This window comes from Pantoea sp. MQR6 (assembly GCF_022761075.1).
GTDB lineage: Bacteria > Pseudomonadota > Gammaproteobacteria > Enterobacterales > Enterobacteriaceae > Pantoea > Pantoea phytostimulans.
In genome coordinates, this window is sequence record NZ_JAKYXB010000004.1 from 328126 (window position 1) to 344357 (window position 16232).

18 protein-coding genes are annotated in these 16232 nt (G+C 49.0%); 10 read left to right on the forward strand and 8 right to left on the reverse strand.

What is annotated here, in order from left to right; all coding sequences use genetic code 11:
* Positions 1-17: 17 nt before the first annotated feature.
* Positions 18-374, reverse strand: coding sequence for a helix-turn-helix domain-containing protein (locus MUG06_RS16720; RefSeq protein WP_243079312.1), 357 nt, complete (start codon positions 372-374; stop codon positions 18-20).
* Between the two features lie 155 nt (positions 375-529).
* Positions 530-784 carry a YdgH/BhsA/McbA-like domain containing protein gene (locus MUG06_RS16725; protein WP_215848499.1) on the reverse strand — a complete coding sequence of 85 codons (255 nt, stop codon included), beginning with the start codon at positions 782-784 and terminating at the stop codon, positions 530-532.
* Between the two features lie 276 nt (positions 785-1060).
* Between MUG06_RS16725 and MUG06_RS16730 the strand changes: the two genes are divergently transcribed.
* The 5 genes from MUG06_RS16730 to MUG06_RS16750 all read left to right on the forward strand — a co-directional run bounded on the left by MUG06_RS16730 (position 1061) and on the right by MUG06_RS16750 (position 6756).
* Positions 1061-1954, forward strand: a complete 894-nt coding sequence (locus MUG06_RS16730; protein ID WP_243079313.1) for a LysR family transcriptional regulator — start codon at positions 1061-1063, stop codon at positions 1952-1954.
* Positions 1955-2220: 266 nt separating this feature from the next.
* Positions 2221-3450 (forward strand): MFS transporter, encoded by a 1230-nt coding sequence (locus MUG06_RS16735; RefSeq protein WP_215848498.1) that lies wholly within the window; start codon positions 2221-2223, stop codon positions 3448-3450.
* Between the two features lie 23 nt (positions 3451-3473).
* Positions 3474-4538: a sugar phosphate isomerase/epimerase gene (locus tag MUG06_RS16740; RefSeq protein WP_243079314.1), complete on the forward strand. Its 1065-nt coding sequence runs from the start codon at positions 3474-3476 to the stop codon at positions 4536-4538.
* A 1-nt stretch (position 4539) separates the two neighbouring features.
* Entirely contained in the window at positions 4540-5685 is a 1146-nt protein-coding gene (locus MUG06_RS16745; RefSeq protein ID WP_215848496.1) for a Gfo/Idh/MocA family oxidoreductase, read from the forward strand.
* Positions 5686-5775: 90 nt separating this feature from the next.
* Positions 5776-6756, forward strand: coding sequence for a LacI family DNA-binding transcriptional regulator (locus tag MUG06_RS16750; RefSeq protein WP_215848495.1), 981 nt, complete (start codon positions 5776-5778; stop codon positions 6754-6756).
* Positions 6757-6778: 22 nt separating this feature from the next.
* Here MUG06_RS16750 and MUG06_RS16755 read toward each other — a convergent pair whose 3' ends face one another.
* Positions 6779-7453 carry a TetR/AcrR family transcriptional regulator gene (locus MUG06_RS16755; RefSeq protein WP_215848494.1) on the reverse strand — a complete coding sequence of 225 codons (675 nt, stop codon included), beginning with the start codon at positions 7451-7453 and terminating at the stop codon, positions 6779-6781.
* 77 nt (positions 7454-7530) lie between these two features.
* On the opposite strand from MUG06_RS16755, the gene MUG06_RS16760 reads away from it, so the two are divergent.
* A complete protein-coding gene (locus MUG06_RS16760; RefSeq protein WP_243079315.1) occupies positions 7531-9042 on the forward strand; it encodes an MDR family MFS transporter in 1512 nt (503 codons plus the stop codon).
* A 59-nt stretch (positions 9043-9101) separates the two neighbouring features.
* Here MUG06_RS16760 and MUG06_RS16765 read toward each other — a convergent pair whose 3' ends face one another.
* Positions 9102-10118: a LacI family DNA-binding transcriptional regulator gene (locus MUG06_RS16765; protein ID WP_215848492.1), complete on the reverse strand. Its 1017-nt coding sequence runs from the start codon at positions 10116-10118 to the stop codon at positions 9102-9104.
* 305 nt (positions 10119-10423) lie between these two features.
* Here MUG06_RS16765 and MUG06_RS16770 point away from each other — a divergent pair, with 305 nt between their 5' ends.
* The 3 genes from MUG06_RS16770 to MUG06_RS16780 all read left to right on the forward strand — a co-directional run bounded on the left by MUG06_RS16770 (position 10424) and on the right by MUG06_RS16780 (position 13225).
* Complete coding sequence (locus MUG06_RS16770; RefSeq protein ID WP_243079316.1) at positions 10424-12577, forward strand: glycoside hydrolase family 3 C-terminal domain-containing protein; 2154 nt, start codon at positions 10424-10426, stop codon at positions 12575-12577.
* A 166-nt stretch (positions 12578-12743) separates the two neighbouring features.
* The gene (locus MUG06_RS16775) at positions 12744-12947 is read left to right on the forward strand and encodes a hypothetical protein (protein WP_243079317.1); all 204 of its coding nucleotides are present in this window, start codon (positions 12744-12746) and stop codon (positions 12945-12947) included.
* Between the two features lie 140 nt (positions 12948-13087).
* The gene (locus MUG06_RS16780) at positions 13088-13225 is read left to right on the forward strand and encodes a hypothetical protein (RefSeq protein WP_215848488.1); all 138 of its coding nucleotides are present in this window, start codon (positions 13088-13090) and stop codon (positions 13223-13225) included.
* 72 nt (positions 13226-13297) lie between these two features.
* Here MUG06_RS16780 and MUG06_RS16785 read toward each other — a convergent pair whose 3' ends face one another.
* The 4 genes from MUG06_RS16785 to MUG06_RS16800 all read right to left on the reverse strand — a co-directional run bounded on the left by MUG06_RS16785 (position 13298) and on the right by MUG06_RS16800 (position 15014).
* Positions 13298-13552 carry a biofilm/acid-resistance regulator YmgB/AriR gene (locus MUG06_RS16785; RefSeq protein ID WP_215848487.1) on the reverse strand — a complete coding sequence of 85 codons (255 nt, stop codon included), beginning with the start codon at positions 13550-13552 and terminating at the stop codon, positions 13298-13300.
* 162 nt (positions 13553-13714) lie between these two features.
* Positions 13715-14008 carry a hypothetical protein gene (locus tag MUG06_RS16790; RefSeq protein ID WP_243079318.1) on the reverse strand — a complete coding sequence of 98 codons (294 nt, stop codon included), beginning with the start codon at positions 14006-14008 and terminating at the stop codon, positions 13715-13717.
* 188 nt (positions 14009-14196) lie between these two features.
* Positions 14197-14442 (reverse strand): regulatory protein YcgZ, encoded by a 246-nt coding sequence (gene ycgZ, locus MUG06_RS16795; protein WP_215848486.1) that lies wholly within the window; start codon positions 14440-14442, stop codon positions 14197-14199.
* A gap of 263 nt (positions 14443-14705) precedes the next feature.
* Positions 14706-15014 carry a hypothetical protein gene (locus MUG06_RS16800; protein ID WP_243079319.1) on the reverse strand — a complete coding sequence of 103 codons (309 nt, stop codon included), beginning with the start codon at positions 15012-15014 and terminating at the stop codon, positions 14706-14708.
* 526 nt (positions 15015-15540) lie between these two features.
* Between MUG06_RS16800 and MUG06_RS16805 the strand changes: the two genes are divergently transcribed.
* Complete coding sequence (locus MUG06_RS16805; RefSeq protein WP_215848484.1) at positions 15541-15960, forward strand: translesion error-prone DNA polymerase V autoproteolytic subunit; 420 nt, start codon at positions 15541-15543, stop codon at positions 15958-15960.
* Positions 15961-16232 lie beyond the last annotated feature (272 nt).

Consider the following 16232-nt stretch of genomic DNA (forward strand, 5'->3'; position numbering starts at 1 on the left):
GAGGATTGGTTTGATTATTAAACCCACACGTTCGCGTCAAAGTTGTGGGCGTTTAAACGGCGGAAGGTTGCAGGTGGGACATGATATTTTTTGGCAAACGTCCGCGTGAAAGATTGTTGTGAGTCGTAGCCATATTTGACTGATATATCGATAACGCTTTCGGAACCATCAATGAGATCATGAGCAGCCAGTTCCATTTTTTTATCGCGAATATAATGTCCGAGACTTTTATGGGTAATACGATGAAACATTCGCTGTAGATGCCATTTTGAATAACCTGCTCGTGCAGCCACGTCATCAATTTTCAAAGGCTGTTTTATGTTGTCATCAATCCATGTCACCAGGTCTTGAATGATAATGTCATGTCTGTCCATTTTCTTACTCTCAAGGAATTTTAAAGAAGCAGGGAAAAGGGCGAAATGGCGCAACAAGCCGATGACAACGTGCCATAAACAAGGGAAGTTAATAAATCAGACAATATTGTTATTTGAAGCGCTGGCTTGTTTTGACGTACTTTCGTCCTTGCGGATTAACGGTATATTTCAGCAACGCCATAAAGTTTATTTTCACCGCCTGCGGAGATGATCTTCATTGAAGAAGCCCCTTCAGCGGCGGCTTTATCGGAGAGTTTTTCAGTTAAGCGGTCGAGAGAATAAGCGCCTTGCGCGGAGACCACGCCAATTTTCTCTTTACCCGTAACGTCGTTGGTCACATTTACCGCCAGGGCGCTGTTGATTGTTAGCAGCGTGGCAAGCAAAAGCAACGTAGTTTTAATGGTGTTCATAATGACCTCGATGTATCAGGATGAATGAAAAGATATCGATAAAGCCAACTTCAACGAAATCGTATCATTAACAATCACACTAAATTAGAGCACTAAACACGATAGGCGTTATGAATGATGATCATCAATACTGCTCCAAAAAGTGAAGCGCCAAGGCGTCAAGCCCGCTATAACTCTGTCTACATCACATTGTGGCAAAGCAAAATTTAAAAATTATTGAGATTTGCGCATATATTCAGCTTATTCAGTGCATTTCCCCACCGACGAGAACCGACCATGTTAAAAGAAAATTTCAATGACCTTATTTACCTGGTCATGGTGGCGAAAGAGCGCAGTTTTACCCGCGCAGCAGCAAAGTTAGGGGTGTCGCAATCGGCGCTTAGCCACGCCATTCGCGCGTTAGAAGAGAGATTGAATACGCGGTTATTGACGCGCACTACACGCAGCGTTGCGCCGACTGAAGCGGGAGAACGGTTAATCGAAAACGTTGCTCCGCTGTTTGCCGACATCGAAAAAGAGCTGGTGAGTTTGTCGGATAATTTAGGCAAAACCTCCGGTAATATCCGTATTACGGCGGGCGAACATGCATTATCGTCCACCTTGTGGCCGTTGCTTAAACCGTTTTTACAAACCTATCCTGACGTGAATATTGAATTTTCTGTAGATAATACCTTGACTGATATTGTCAGCGGACGATTCGATGCGGGCGTGAGATTAGGCGAGCAAGTTGAAAAAGATATGGTAGCGGTACGTATTGGTCCCGACTGGCGTATGTCGGTGGTGGCATCGCCCGCTTATTTTGCGCAATTTGGTAAACCCGAAACGCCTTATGAATTGCAAAATCACAACTGTATTAATATGCGTCTACCAACGCGCGGTGGAATTTACAGTTGGGAATTTAATAAGCAGGGCAAAGAAATTCGCGTAAAAGTAGAAGGTCAGCTCATTTTTAATAATCTGGCTTCCCGGATTGATGCCGCATTATCAGGAATGGGTGTGGCCTATGTGCCGGAAGACACTATTACCCATTTAGTCGATCGAGGGGATTTAGTGCGTGTGTTAGATGACTGGTGCGACCCTTTTACAGGTTATTACCTTTATTACCCCAGCCGGAAACAACATACCGCCGCGTTTGCCAAATTGATTGAAGCGGTACGTTATCAGGGATAACTGCCTCAGCATGTAAATACGTTTTGGCGTAATCCCAATGGATGACAGCGTGATGAGATTGCGCCAGGTTTACGCTGAACTGAACCCGCTGCGCATGTCTCTTTTCCTGCGGTTTTTTCGCTCTCTTCAGTAAGCGATAGCCGCCAACCAGAGCGAGAATTTCTGTGTGTATAAAATGTGATCAGCTCGTGAGAACCTTATTTTGTAATCGATTACTTTTTACGGGTCAGGAATGTAATCGATTACTTTAACCGCCGAGGTTCATCATGATCTCCACCACGCAAAACACTGAAAACATAGCTGTGCACCAGCGGATGCTGATTCCGCGTCTGTCGCTAATGATGTTTATGCAATTTTTTATCTGGGGAAGCTGGTCCGTTACGCTCGGGTTGGTGATGACGCAGCACAACATGTCATTGCTGATTGGAGATGCATTTTCGGCCGGGCCAATTGCGTCGATTCTGTCGCCGTTCGTGCTGGGCATGTTAGTTGATCGCTTCTTTCCGTCGCAAAAGGTGCTCGCCGTTATGCATCTGGCAGGTGCGGTGATCTTATGGTTTGTGCCTCAAGCGCTGATTGCTGAAAACGGCTCACTGCTGATCGCCTTACTCTTTGGTTATACGCTGTGCTACATGCCCACACTGGCATTGACCAACAACATTGCGTTTCACAGCCTGGCAAACAGCGATAAAAGTTTTCCGGTTGTACGCGTTTTTGGCACCATTGGCTGGATCGTGGCGGGCATTTTTATCGGTGTCACGGGCATTTCAGCCAGCGTATCCATCTTCTCGGTGGCTGCGATTTGCTCGGTGATTCTGGCGGTTTACAGCCTGACATTGCCGCACACACCCGCGCCCGCCAAAGGCTTGCCGCTTAAGGTGCGCGACCTGTTTTGCGCCGATGCCTTCGCGCTGTTGAAAACCCGCCACTTCTTTGTATTTGCGCTGTGCGCCACCTTGATCTCAATTCCTCTCGGCACCTATTACGCCTTTACCGCTTCATGGCTGGCGGATGCAGGTGTTGAAAACGTCAGCACCCTGATGTCGTTTGGTCAGATGTCTGAAATCTTCTTTATGCTGGTGATCCCGCTGCTGTTCCGCCGCCTTGGCGTCAAATACATGTTGCTGATTGGGATGTTTGCCTGGTTCGTGCGTTATGCGCTGTTTGCCATGGGCATGGGCGAAGAAGGACGTCTGCTGATTTATCTTGGCATCCTGCTGCATGGCGTCTGCTACGACTTCTTCTTTGTGGTGGGCTTCATTTATACCGACCGCATCGCGGGTGACAAAGTGAAAGGTCAGGCTCAAAGCATGGTGGTGATGTTCACCTACGGTATTGGTATGTTGCTCGGTTCACAAATTTCCGGCGCGCTCTATAACAATTTGGTTGCGGGGCAAGTCTCTGCGCAAAATTGGGCACTGTTTTGGTGGATCCCTGCCGTTGCGGCAGCGGTAATCACCGTTATTTTCTTCTTCTCTTTTAAATATCGGGATTAAGAATTTTCAAACTGGAGGTGTACGTGAAAACGTTAAAAGGACCCGCTATTTTCTTATCACAATTTATTGGCCAGCAGGCGCCTTACAATTCACTGGACGGGTTGGCGCAGTGGGCTGCAGCGCTGGGTTATAAGGCGCTGCAAATTCCCTGCAATCACCCCTCTATTTTTGACCTGGAAAAAGCGGCGTCGAGCCAAACCTATTGTGATGAAGTCAGCGGATTGCTGGCACAGCACGGTTTGGTGATCAGCGAATTATCCACGCATCTGGAAGGGCAGTTGATTGCGGTTCATCCGGCTCACGATATTGCGTTTGACGGGTTCGCCCCGGCGGAAGTGCGCGGCAACAATACGCGGCGCACCGAATGGGCAATTAAAACGGTAAAGCTGGCGGCAGCAGCGTCAGCTAATTTGGGCTTGCAGTCGCATGCGACCTTTTCGGGATCGCTGGCGTGGCCCTATTTATATCCCTGGCCGCCGCATAATCCACAGTTACTCAGTGAAGCTTTCGCAGAGCTGGCGCGCCGCTGGGGACCGGTTTTAGACGAGTACGATCGTCACGGCGTAGATGTTTGTTATGAAATTCATCCCGGCGAAGATTTACATGACGGCGTGACCTTTGAACGCTTTCTGGCGCTGCTGAAGAATCATCCGCGCTGTAATATCCTGTTTGATCCCAGCCATTTGCATCTTCAACATATTGATTATTTACAGTTTATTGATATTTATCATTCACGTATTAAAGCTTTTCACGTGAAGGACGCTGAATATGTAACTAATGGGCGCAGCGGTGTATATGGCGGTTATCAGCGCTGGATTGATCGTGCAGGGCGCTTTCGTTCACCGGGCGACGGACAGATTAATTTCAACGCCATTTTTAGCAAATTGGCGCAATACGATTACGACGGTTGGGCCGTGCTTGAATGGGAATGCTGCCTGAAAGATGCCGACACTGGCGCACGTGAAGGCGCTGAGTTTATCCGAAAACACATTATTCCCGTTGCCGGGCGCGCCTTTGATGATTTTGCCGCACAGGGCGATCAGCGCGAGAGTGTGCGTGCGCAACTGGGTTTGGATAAAGGGGCCTGAAATGATCAAAGTAGGCATTATTGGCACCGGTTTTATTGGCCCGGCGCACATTGAAGCGTTACGTCGCTTAGGAAACGTCGAGGTTGTGGCGATTTGTGATTCCAGCCAGCCTGCTGCGCTGAAGCACGCAGAGCAATTGAATGTGCCGCATGCGTACAGCGAGGTAAGCGCATTTCTCAATCATGCGGGATTAGAGGCGGTGCATAACTGCACGCCGAATCATTTGCATGCTGCAATTAATCGCCAGGTATTACGCGCCGGTAAGCATCTCTTCTCCGAAAAACCGTTGTGCATGACGGTGGATGAAGCGCATGAGCTGATTGACCTTGCAGAGCAAGCGGGCGTGGTGCATGGCGTCAGTTTTGTGTATCGCCAGTTTGCGCTGGTGCAACAGGCTGCCAGCATGATGCGCCACGGTGAGCTGGGCCGGCTATTTTCAGCGCAAGGCAGCTACTTGCAAGATTGGATGCTGGAGGAAACGGACTTCAACTGGCGTGTTGATGCAGCAAAGGGCGGCGCGTCACGTGCCGTAGCAGATATCGGTTCACACTGGTGCGACACGGTTCAGTTTGTCACGGGCAAAAAAATTGTCGAAGTGATGGCCGATCTCGCTATTGTCTGGCCGAAGCGCAAGGCCAGCGTCAATAGCGCATCAACCTTCAGCGGCAAGCAGGACGATGTGCAGTATCACACTCACGACGTCACCACCGAAGATATGGGGTTTGTGCTGTTTCGCTTTGAAGATGGCAGCAAAGGCAGCTTTAACGTGTCGCAGGTTTCGGCGGGACGAAAAAATCGTCTCAGTTTTGAGGTAAACGGCAGCGCGGCATCGCTGGCGTGGGACCAAGAAACGCCTCAGCAATTGTGGATCGGTCATCGTCATCAGGCTAATCAGCTTTTATCTGACGATCCTTCACTACTGAACGCTGATATTGCTGCACGTGCGCGTTTCCCCGGCGGGCACATTGAAGGTTGGCCTGATGCCTTCCGCAATATGATGCAGCAGTTTTATCTGGCCGTGGCGCAGAGCGCACCACCCACGCGTGACAAGGCGACGTTCGCGACTTTTTATGATGGCGCGCAGGTGATGTCCGTGGTTGACGCCATTGTCAAAAGTCATCAACAGCAGCGCTGGGTTAAGGTTTAAGCCTTCAGGCATGGCGGTGCTAACTTATTGCTTAGCGGTAATTTATGGTAGCCTGCATGCCATCAATGTTGTTGCGGGATCTGTTGCTTCATGTCGATTCAAAAAATCGCCCAGCTGGCGGGCGTGTCAGTTGCCACCGTCTCTCGGGTGCTTAATAACAGTGATAGCGTGAAGGAAGCAAACCGCGCCAAAGTTTTACGGGCCATTAAAGAAAGCAACTACCAGCCTAATCTGCTGGCACGCCAACTGCGCACCGCGCGTAGCTCAATGATTTTGGTGATGGTATCTGATATTTCTAATCCATTTTGCGCTGAAGTGGTGAAAGGGATCGAAGCCCAGGCCGAGAAAAAGGGTTATCGCATTCTGCTGTGTAATTCCGGCTCGGATATCGAACGTTCGCGATCCAGTTTGCAACTGCTGGCCGGCAAAATCGTTGATGGCATTATCACCATGGATGCGTTTAGCAAATTGCCGGAATTAGCGCATCTGATCGGCACTACACCCTGGGTTCAGTGCGCTGAATATGCTGACGCGGGCGCTATCTCCTGTGTCGGTATCAATGACAGAGAAGCGTCACAACAGGTTGTACGCTACCTGGCTCAGAACCGTCGTCAGCGCATCGCATTGATCAATCACGATCTCAGCTATAAATATGCTCAGCTGCGTCAGCAGGGTTATCAAACTGAACTCCAGCAGCATCAGCTCGAATGGCAGGCGATTGCCTATGCCAGCGCGTTGAGTTTTAGCGCCGGTAAACACGCCATGGAAACATTACTGGCGGCTGAGAAGCGGCCCGATGCGGTATTTGCGGTGTCGGATACGCTCGCGGCGGGTGCGATATCCGCCATTCAACAGGCCGGTTTACGCGTGCCGCAAGACATTGCCGTCGCCGGATTTGACGGCACCGAATTGGCAGAAATGGTTTCGCCACCGCTAACCACCATCGCACAACCTTCGCGTGATATTGGCCGTAAAGCGTTTTCACTGTTACTGCAAAAAATCGACGATCCTGAATCGCCCGCCGAGCGAGTGTTGATGGATTGGCAATTGATCGTGCGTGCCAGTACCTGATGCACGGCCTGATTTAAGCCGTTTATCGACCATTCAGAAAACCGTTTGAGATCATTGCGGTGGCATGTCGCAAAACATCTGCGCCGCTAAAACCGGGATGTGCGCCGGTTGTTCTGAGTTGCACCAACGGTACCAAAATCAGGCTTATCAGCGAACTCATTAACAGCGCCGGTTCAAGATCGGCATTGAGTTTGCCCTCTTGTTGCCATTTCTGAATGATAGCGACCGCTTTTTGCCGTTCGTTATCGCCATGTTTCGCCTTTAGTCGCTGACGAAAAACCGATTCTCCCGAGGCCATTTCTTGCATCCACAACGGTGCGAACCAGACATGCTTCTCTGCAGTTTCAATCATCTTCTCTAAGATCAACGTCAGGGCGGTGCGAGGATCGTCGGCATGTTGATCGAATATGGCAGCAATATCATGGCGAAGCGGCAAAAAGCGCTCGGCAATAATGATATCCAGCAACGATTCTCGTGACTGAAAGTAGTAAGTCAGCATCGCGGCGCTGACTTCTGCTTTACGGGCAATGGCATTCAACGACGTCTCGGCAATGCCTTTTTCTGCAAATAACGTCAGCGCGATAGTCAGTAAATGTTCGCGCTGCTCGGCATTGATGGCGCCACCGCGCGGACGTCCGGGACGACGCTCTTTCGCTTGCGCTGCCGTAGAGAGTGAACCTGTGTTTTTTGCGGACATTATTCGTGAACCATTGACGGGAGAAACATTATGGTCGATATTAAACGTGCATTTAATTAATTACAAGCGGTGAAGTTATGGAGTCAAAAACGCTGATTCATCAATCGGTTAAGCAACAACCTCAAACACAGTCGGTCGGCTTGCTGATTGCGGCCCTGATGCTGGTGATGTTGCTGTCGGCGCTGGATCAAACCATTGTTTCAACAGCATTGCCCACCATTGTGGGTGAATTTGGCGGCCTCGATAAGCTGACATGGATCGTGACGGCTTATACGTTATCTTCAACCATTGCGGTGCCGCTTTACGGCAAGTTCGGCGATCTGTTTGGTCGCAAAAAGATGCTGCAAATCTCAATCGTGCTGTTTTTGATTGGCTCAATGTTGTGTGGGTTAGCGCAAAATATGACGCAGCTGATCTGGACGCGTGCATTACAAGGTTTGGGTGGTGGCGGATTAATGGTTGTCACTATGGCCGCAGTTGCCGACATCATTTCGCCCGCCGAGCGCGGACGTTATCAAGGCCTGTTTGGTGGTGTGTTCGGGTTAGCCACCATTTTGGGGCCGCTGATCGGCGGTTTTATGGTTGAGCATATGTCGTGGCGCTGGATTTTTTATATCAATCTCCCGCTCGGCCTGCTCTCTTTGATCATTATTGGCGTGGTGTTTAAATCGGCTAATAAACGCAATGAACATGAAATCGACATTCTCGGCGCGGTGTACCTGACCATGGCGCTGGTGGGCATTACGCTGTTTACCAGTGAGGGCGGCAGCGTTCATGCGTGGTCCGATCCTCAACTCTGGTGCATCCTGGCTTTTGGTCTCGTGGGCTTGATTGGCTTTATTTATGAAGAAAGGTTAGCCATTGAACCGATCTTGCCTCTCTCGCTGTTCCGCAACCGCAGCTTTTCACTGTGCAGCTTAATGGGATTTATCGTTGGCATGTCGCTGTTTGGCAGCGTCACCTTTTTGCCGCTCTATTTGCAAGTGGTGAAGGAGGCAACACCGACGCAGGCAGGATTGCAGTTGATTCCGTTGATGGGCGGATTATTGCTGACCTCAATTTTCAGCGGTCGTGTTATCAGTAAAACCGGGCGCTATCGCCTTTTCCCCATCATGGGCACCTTGTTGGCTTCCATCGGTTTAGGGCTGTTAACCACGATTACGCTGACCTCGCCGATTTGGCATCTCTATCTTTTCACTGGGCTGCTGGGAATGGGATTGGGAATGGTGATGCAGGTTTTGGTGCTGGTCGTGCAGAACACCGTGGAAGTCCGCATGTTGGGCGTGGCCACATCGGCGATAACGCTGTTTAGATCGATTGGTGGCTCGATTGGCGTGGCGCTATTTGGCGCAATCTTTACCCAGGTTTTGCAGTCGTCATTGATGCAACGCATCGCTGAAGGAACCGAACTGCCGCATGGGATGAACCCGGTTGCGATACATCATTTGCCTTCGGAAATTAAAGAAGCCTATCTGCAATCTTTTGGTCAAGGCATTCATGCTGCGTTCCTGTTGGGCGGTTGCATGATGTTATCCGCTTTTGCGTTATCGTGGTTTTTGAAAGAAGTACCGCTGAAAAAATCCGTCTAAACATTCTCCTTTTCTTACCGCACGACATCAGGCCACTAAGCCTGATGTCGTCTTCGCGATCAGGTCGTCATGTTGTAGCGCGTAATAATATTAATTTTAGAGTAGGGTGCTGCGCTTTCCGTTTTGGGGATAAAGCCATGAAATTCCAGTAATGCCTTGAAAGCGTGTTGAGCATCCAGCTGCAAATTATGTTCAATCAACGCATCTATTTTGCCCGCCTGCATTAAGGCACGGTTTTCACGATCGAGGTCGTGACCAATAAAGGTGTTAATTAAAATCCGTTGCTCGTCAAACGCGCGCAGAATACCCGCATTGCCGCCGCCAACGGTATAAACTGCATCGGTTTCAGGATGAGATGTAAGAAAATCGGTTACTGATTGATAAGTTAAATGATCAAGCCCAAAACCGCCGGCGACAACGCTGACACGATGTTGTGGGGCAAATTGCTGCATGGCGGCAACAAATCCTTCTATACGCTCTTGTTCGCCAATAAATTCCTTACTGCCAGTGATCGCCATAATGTGTGACTTCTCAACCCGCAGCCATTTTGCCATCAGGAACGCAGCGGCCTTGCCCGCATCCACATTTTCCATGCCGATGTAGCGCAATCGTGCGCTGGACGGAATATCGGACATCACTGTTACCAGCGGGACTCGCTGTTTCATCAGGGCATCAATAGTTGGAATGAGCTGTTCTGAATTGGTGGCTTTTAAAATTACGCCGTGGCTGTGGACCGCGCATTTCTTCAATACTGTGTTGATCTCATCAATCGTCATGTTTTCGCTGCAATGAAAGCGCAGCTGAATTTTGAAAGATGAAAAACCGGCAATTTGGCTGCTAAAGGCTTCTCGCACCAGTTCGCGAAAGCGATCAGGCGTATGCATGATCACATCAAAATAAAGTGTTCTGCCTTTCGCGAGTCCCGCTTTTTGCAGCAGTTCTAAATCAGCAATAGCTTGCTGGATGCGATGTTGAGTTTGTGGATGCACTTTGCCGCGATTATGCAATGCGCGATCAATGGTGGCGAGACTCAGACCCGACTGCGCGGCGATCTGTTTCAGGGTAAATTTAGGCATAAATTGCAGGGCTTTTTTGAGGTTTATTTGAGGTTAGAGAATCGCAATGTAGCCTGTGCTTTCGTCAGGTGCAATCACTGTTCACGTCGCACAATTTATCTTGATCGATCCCAAAGCGGCATGTGACTTTAACGCTGCGTATTAACGCGTTTGTCTCCTTTTTCAACGAATTTTGACGCTGCGTACGTTGACCATTAATGCGCATCTGTTTGATTAAATTCCCTTTTTGAACCATGTTTTTAGGCAGCTGCCCATTTTTTACGGGTGATTTCTTATCGCTCAGGGAATCGCAGCAAGGAGAGACAATGAGATTCGATTGGCAAGAAGCTGGACTGACGGCGGACGAAAAAGCTGACAAAGTACTGAAAGCCATGACGGAAGAGGAGAAGTTCGCTTGGCTTTCGGGACCTATGGCGATCCCCTTAGATGATGAGACGCTACCAGACGGTGCGATTGGTTCAGCGGCTTACTATCCCGGCATTCCCCGCTTGGGCATTCCGGCCATGCAGCAAAGTGACGCCAGCCTTGGCATCACGGCGTTAGGCGACGTGCGACCTGGTGATAACGCGACCGCGCTGGCGTCGGGCTTGTTGCTCGCCGCTACGTTTAACCCTGAAATGGCGGAACGCACTGGCGAAATGGTGGGGCGTGAAGCTTTTGCTAAGGGTTTCAATGTGCAGTTGGCGGGTGGCGCCAATCTAATTCGCGAGCCGCGCGGCGGGCGCAACTTCGAATATCTTTCTGAAGATCCCGTGCTTACCGGTGTCATGGCTGGTCATTCGGTGCGCGGCATTCAGTCGCAGCATGTGGTTTCTACCGTCAAACATTTTGCTGTTAATCCTCAGGAAACCGGGCGCGTGGTGGTCAGCTCTAATCTGAGTGAATCCGCAATGCGTGAATCAGATTTGCTGGCTTTCGAGATTGCCAATGAGATCGGTCAACCCGGATCGGTGATGCCAGGTTACAACCTGGTGAATGGCGAATGGGCCACAGAGAACACCTTTTTGCTGAATGACGTGCTGAAAGGGGATTGGCATTATCCCGGCTGGGTGATGTCAGATTGGGGCGCCACGCATTCAGCCGCTAAAGCTGCGCTTGCTGGGCTGGATGTACAATCGGGGGCCAATCTCGATCAGCAGGTTTGGTTTGATCAGCCGCTTAAGGATGCTGTGACGGCAGGTGAGGTACCACAAAGCCGTATTGATGACATGGTGCGGCGCATCTTACGCAGCTTGTTTACCGTGGGTGCCATCGAACATCCGGCACAACCGCACGGCGATATTGATTATATGGCCCATCGTCTTCTCGCCCAGCGCGAAGCTGAGCAGGGCATTGTGCTATTAAAAAATAGTCATCAAACGCTGCCGTTAAAACGGGGCGCGGCCAAACTGTTGGTGGTGGGGGCCCATGCCGATCATGGCGTATTGTCCGGAGGCGGTTCTTCTGCGGTCACGCCGGTGGGCAGCTTGCGCTTGCCGGGTGTGGATTTTATGGGCATCGAGACCGAGAAAGTGTTTCACCCCTCTTCGCCGTTTTGGGGGATTCGTGCAGAATCAGGCGCGGCAGAAGTCACTTATCTCAGCGGTGAAAATATTGCAGAAGCCACTGAACAGGCGCGCACAGCTGACGCAGTGATTGTCTTTGCGGAAGAGTGGCGATCGGAAGCGCTGGATGCGCAGGGCCTTTCGCTTAGCGATGAGCAGAACCTGTTGATTCAGGCGATTGCGGCGCAAAACCAGCAAACCATCGTGGTGCTGGAAACGGGCGGTCCAGTGACGATGCCGTGGTTAGATGCGGTAGCGGCGGTCGTTGCAGCCTGGTATCCCGGCTCGGGCGGGGGCGAAGCTATCGCCGGCGTTCTGTTTGGGCGGGTTAATCCATCAGGACGTTTACCGATTACGTTCCCAGCCTCAGAAGCACAACTGCCACATCCTGAGCAAATTGATCCTGAAAGCACCACTTCGCTGCCGGGGATGCCCGTTAAAGGCGGAATTATCCCTGTGGATTACGATGTAGAAGGTTCAGACGTTGGCTATCGTTGGTTTATGCGCACACAGCAAACGCCGCTGTTCCCCTTTGGTTACGGCCTTTCTTATACGTCCTTTGATTATTCTGATCTCAACGTCACGGCAGAAGGCTCAGACATCAACGTGACGCTGACTGTAACCAATAGCGGCCAGCGAACGGGTGCTGACGTGCTGCAAATCTATCTTCATCCAGTAGATCAACGTTATGTATCACGCCTGGCGGCCTTCCGGCGTGTGGAGCTACAGCCTGCGGAAAGCCGTCAGGTTCGCTTAACGCTTGAGCCGCGGGTGATCGCTTGCTGGGATGAAGATCAATCGCAATGGCTGATTGAGCAAGGACGTTATCAGATTTTATTGGCCAAAAACGCCTCCGAAACAGTTTTGAGCACGCATGTCGATTTGCCGGGCCGCACATTCGGTTATCAGGTGTAAAGGCTAGCAAGGCGGGTGGGAAATCAACCTCATAGCATAGTGAGTAGGCAGACAGCGATAATTTACGATGCGACGTAAGCACTGCTCATCTGATCAGTGCTTGCCGATTTTGTTTTTCTCGCGCCAAATTGTTAGGCTGTATATGCATACATCGGTTGGAGGTTGTGTGAACAACGATGAAGAGTATATTTCTGTAGATATACGCGCCATTGTGGGCGCGGCGGTGACTAAATTGATTGAAACGGGCCGACCTGTCCATTTCCACGAAATCACAGATGCCCTGTTTCGCATGAGCGAAGAGAGCGGCGATTCCAAAGTACAGGAACTCTGTAAGCAAGCGATTGGTTTTTTCGCTCGTAAAATGCACTGATCCTCGAACGTTTCTGTTTAAGAAATTTCCTGAAAACCATTCAAATATCCCTCTGGCTTCTCGCCTGAGGCGATTATCTGCCAGGCTAATCTTTGTATGCTGTTGTGAACGCAAAAGCGGGCTTTAAAGGGAGAAAGGCGATGAAATTACAGATAACGCTGGCAGTACTTGCGGCGCTGTCCTGTTCAGTGGTGGCAGCAAAAGGTGGGTTCGAAACAGCAAGCCATCAAGGTGTAAAACCTGATACTCATGGTGCTATCGAAACGGTAGAAAAATAGGCGAACTGTTACTGAAGGGATTCAAAAAAGTGCAGCCTGCGTTATCAGCCAAACCTTAACGCAGGCGTGTTATCAGATACCGGCGTCGTCTGGCGTGCGGCCAACAACGATTTCCAGCGTCTTACGCAATACATCCAGTTTAACCACGTCTGAGGTGCTTTCCAGTTCGGCAATAAGATACAGGATGATGGCTTTGTTAGTCACATACCCCTGATCGGTGACGATGTTTTTGATCACCGTACCCAACAGCTCAGTTTCTGAAGCCAACTGATCGCCTGCGCTACGAAAATACTCGATAATTGCTGAGTTTGAAGTGTCTTGTTGCATGGTCATATTTCTCTGAGGAAAATTTAAATAAACGCATTCCGGTGTAAACAGAAAGGAGTGTAGTACATGTTTGTCTTTTGCCCGGAGTCAGCTACAAACATTTCTTAATCTCCTGCCGCACCTGATTTTTTTCCAGCTTTACCATGATGGCGTCACAAGGGTTCAGTGCTTTTTTGAACCTTCTGGTGGGCCTTCACTGTTAAATCGATGCGTTATATTTTCTCGATCAGGGAAATCGAGTTTGCTTCGCTTGCTGGCAGCAGCCATTCCTTTACGCACTTCAGTTACCGCGCCTTTGATAGCACGCACCATTTTTGCGTCTTCTGCAGCCGCAGCCATGACTTCAAGCTGCGCGATAAGCGCAGTACTCGAAACAGGGCTGTCTGACTTTAGCAATGTCAGCACTGCTTCGCCGATCACCACATCCGTCAGTTTTTCTTCATCACTTCTGTACATACTGGCTTCTCTGATTACGATTTTATGACCACTTTCAGGGCGTGATTGCGTCAACAGATGCCATGCGCCTGACATCTGTTGACCTTATCGGGTAAAGCGGCCCTCAGTCTTCCGGATAAAGTCCGATCAGAATTTTGCTAAAATAAAGCAAGTTAACTCTTTGAAACCCGGATATTGCTGCAGAACGATTATCCTTCACGTCCGAATAGCATGCCGATCAGTTCCTGGTAATGGTTCTCTTCTTCAGTGCTGGTAGCTTGATCAAGACGACGAAGCAGCTTGCCGCAAATCGCTTTACGGCTAAGCGTGTTACCGGCACGAAGGATTTCAACCACGATTGCGCCTAACGTCTCTTGCTGCGAAGGCAAGTTGGCTTGGTTGAAGTAACGGGCAATGTCGCTGGTTGTATCAGGTGCATGACCGTTCTGGCGCATGTTCAAGTCCTCAGTGGTTAAAAATATACCCTGTTTATTGAGCGGAAGTTATACATCTTTCAAAAACTTGTACAGGATTTTGGTTTTTTACTGGCGGGATTTTTGTGCAAAAAATGCTAAGCGTTATAAAACAGAGGGTTAGAGAGAGGTCTAAAAGCGGTTTTTACTCACCTGTTGCGCTGATTCTTGTCCAGGATTTTGTATAAGGGAAGAATAGCGTCTTTACGAAGGTGCCACAAGACGGTGGCACGTTCACGATAAACTTAGGCATCTTTATCGTTCTTATTCAGTTGAATGTCATTGGACGAATGATCGGCTGACTCTTCAACATTACGTTGCCCTACAAGCCATTCAATTTGCGCGGGCTTACGATTGCTCACACTCCTGAAATCCGTTAGCCAGACCTTTGCCTTTTCTATTTTTAACAAGCGCGATTCGTCGGCTTCCGTTCCTGCCATAACTTTTAATTGCTGAATCAACGATTCAACACTGACTTCCTGGCGGGCAAGGATGAGAGCAAATGCAGCTTCGCCAATAATGACATTCGCTTTTTCTTTATCAGAAAAAAACATAATTACCTCCGAAGCTATTTATTATTCTTTACCGTAACATTTCATTTTAGCAGAGTACAAATGCATTTTTGTTAATCTGTTTTCAGGCGTGATTATTTAATTAATAGGTATTATTAATCAACGTTACCGGTAGTCTCATGCTATGCGTTTGCATGGGGTTAATACGATGAAGGGAATGGTAGCGCTATTATTATTCATAAAATGCCTTTTAATCACTCAACATTTTTTACTGCTTCAGATTAAAAAATCTGCTTGATCGCAAAAAAAAGCATCAGCACTTCACGCTTAATAATTCACTTAACTCAAATTGAATTCTGTCTAAAAAATCTGTGCGATTACCTGCTGATATTTCATCCTTTTTGCTGCGTAAATGACCGCGTTTCAATCTTCACGGACTGCGCCAAAAAATTAAATTCCTTTCTCTGTCAGTCCCTTTACAAAAAAGCCCATGACTTAACTTGCCTGAATCCCCCGTTACCCATTACTGTAAATATATACAGTTATTTGATTTGAGGAGGAAAATGTTATGGAGTTCATTAAACCTGCGGAGATCCGCGCCGTTATGCAATTGCCGCTTTATATTGAGCGTGTACCTTGTGGCTTTCCCTCGCCCGCTCAGGATTATGTCGAGCAGCGACTGGATCTTAATGAGCTGCTGGTTCAGCGGCCCAGCGCCACCTATTTTATTCGCGTGAGCGGTGACTCCATGATTGAAGCCGGTATCAGTGACGGCGATATGTTGGTCGTCGACAGCGCCATGAAAGCCGAGCACGGAAATATTGTCGTCGCTGCAATAGAAGGCGAATTCACCGTAAAACGCCTCCAGCTGCGCCCCTTTATTCAACTTATCCCCATGAACAGTGCTTACTCACCCATTAATATCAACAGCGAAGAAGGGCTGGAGATTTTTGGTGTAGTAACGTTTGTGATTAAATCGACACACTAAATTAAAAGATAACAGATGATCGAATTGAAGAGGTTTTACCGCGTAGAACGGCTTTATTCCTCTTTATCTGTTATTTGAGTTCAATCAGATATACCGCATGGGAAAAAACAAAGCGCGCGGCATAACCACCCGTTACGCTTTGTTTTTCTGCGCTTTTCCTACCTTTCTAAAGCCCTCTCGCTGGCGATAAGTGAAATATTTTCCTATCTTTTATAATCCATGAAATAAATATTTCGCTCAGCGCATTACTCCGCAGCCTTATTTCTGACGCG

Excerpts from the sequence above, each read along its gene's own strand:
- MUG06_RS16780 (WP_215848488.1), top strand. The coding sequence starts at position 13,088 with ATGAAATTACAGATAACGCTGGCAGTACTTGCGGCGCTGTCCTGTTCA.
- MUG06_RS16785 (WP_215848487.1), bottom strand. The coding sequence starts at position 13,552 with ATGCAACAAGACACTTCAAACTCAGCAATTATCGAGTATTTTCGTAGC.
- ycgZ (WP_215848486.1), bottom strand. The coding sequence starts at position 14,442 with ATGCGCCAGAACGGTCATGCACCTGATACAACCAGCGACATTGCCCGT.
- MUG06_RS16730 (WP_243079313.1), top strand. The coding sequence starts at position 1,061 with ATGTTAAAAGAAAATTTCAATGACCTTATTTACCTGGTCATGGTGGCG.
- MUG06_RS16760 (WP_243079315.1), top strand. The coding sequence starts at position 7,531 with ATGGAGTCAAAAACGCTGATTCATCAATCGGTTAAGCAACAACCTCAA.
- MUG06_RS16790 (WP_243079318.1), bottom strand. The coding sequence starts at position 14,008 with ATGTACAGAAGTGATGAAGAAAAACTGACGGATGTGGTGATCGGCGAA.
- MUG06_RS16805 (WP_215848484.1), top strand. The coding sequence starts at position 15,541 with ATGGAGTTCATTAAACCTGCGGAGATCCGCGCCGTTATGCAATTGCCG.
- MUG06_RS16750 (WP_215848495.1), top strand. The coding sequence starts at position 5,776 with ATGTCGATTCAAAAAATCGCCCAGCTGGCGGGCGTGTCAGTTGCCACC.
- MUG06_RS16765 (WP_215848492.1), bottom strand. The coding sequence starts at position 10,118 with ATGCCTAAATTTACCCTGAAACAGATCGCCGCGCAGTCGGGTCTGAGT.
- MUG06_RS16735 (WP_215848498.1), top strand. The coding sequence starts at position 2,221 with ATGATCTCCACCACGCAAAACACTGAAAACATAGCTGTGCACCAGCGG.
- MUG06_RS16725 (WP_215848499.1), bottom strand. The coding sequence starts at position 784 with ATGAACACCATTAAAACTACGTTGCTTTTGCTTGCCACGCTGCTAACA.
- MUG06_RS16800 (WP_243079319.1), bottom strand. The coding sequence starts at position 15,014 with ATGTTTTTTTCTGATAAAGAAAAAGCGAATGTCATTATTGGCGAAGCT.
- MUG06_RS16770 (WP_243079316.1), top strand. The coding sequence starts at position 10,424 with ATGAGATTCGATTGGCAAGAAGCTGGACTGACGGCGGACGAAAAAGCT.
- MUG06_RS16720 (WP_243079312.1), bottom strand. The coding sequence starts at position 374 with ATGGACAGACATGACATTATCATTCAAGACCTGGTGACATGGATTGAT.
- MUG06_RS16745 (WP_215848496.1), top strand. The coding sequence starts at position 4,540 with ATGATCAAAGTAGGCATTATTGGCACCGGTTTTATTGGCCCGGCGCAC.
- MUG06_RS16755 (WP_215848494.1), bottom strand. The coding sequence starts at position 7,453 with ATGTCCGCAAAAAACACAGGTTCACTCTCTACGGCAGCGCAAGCGAAA.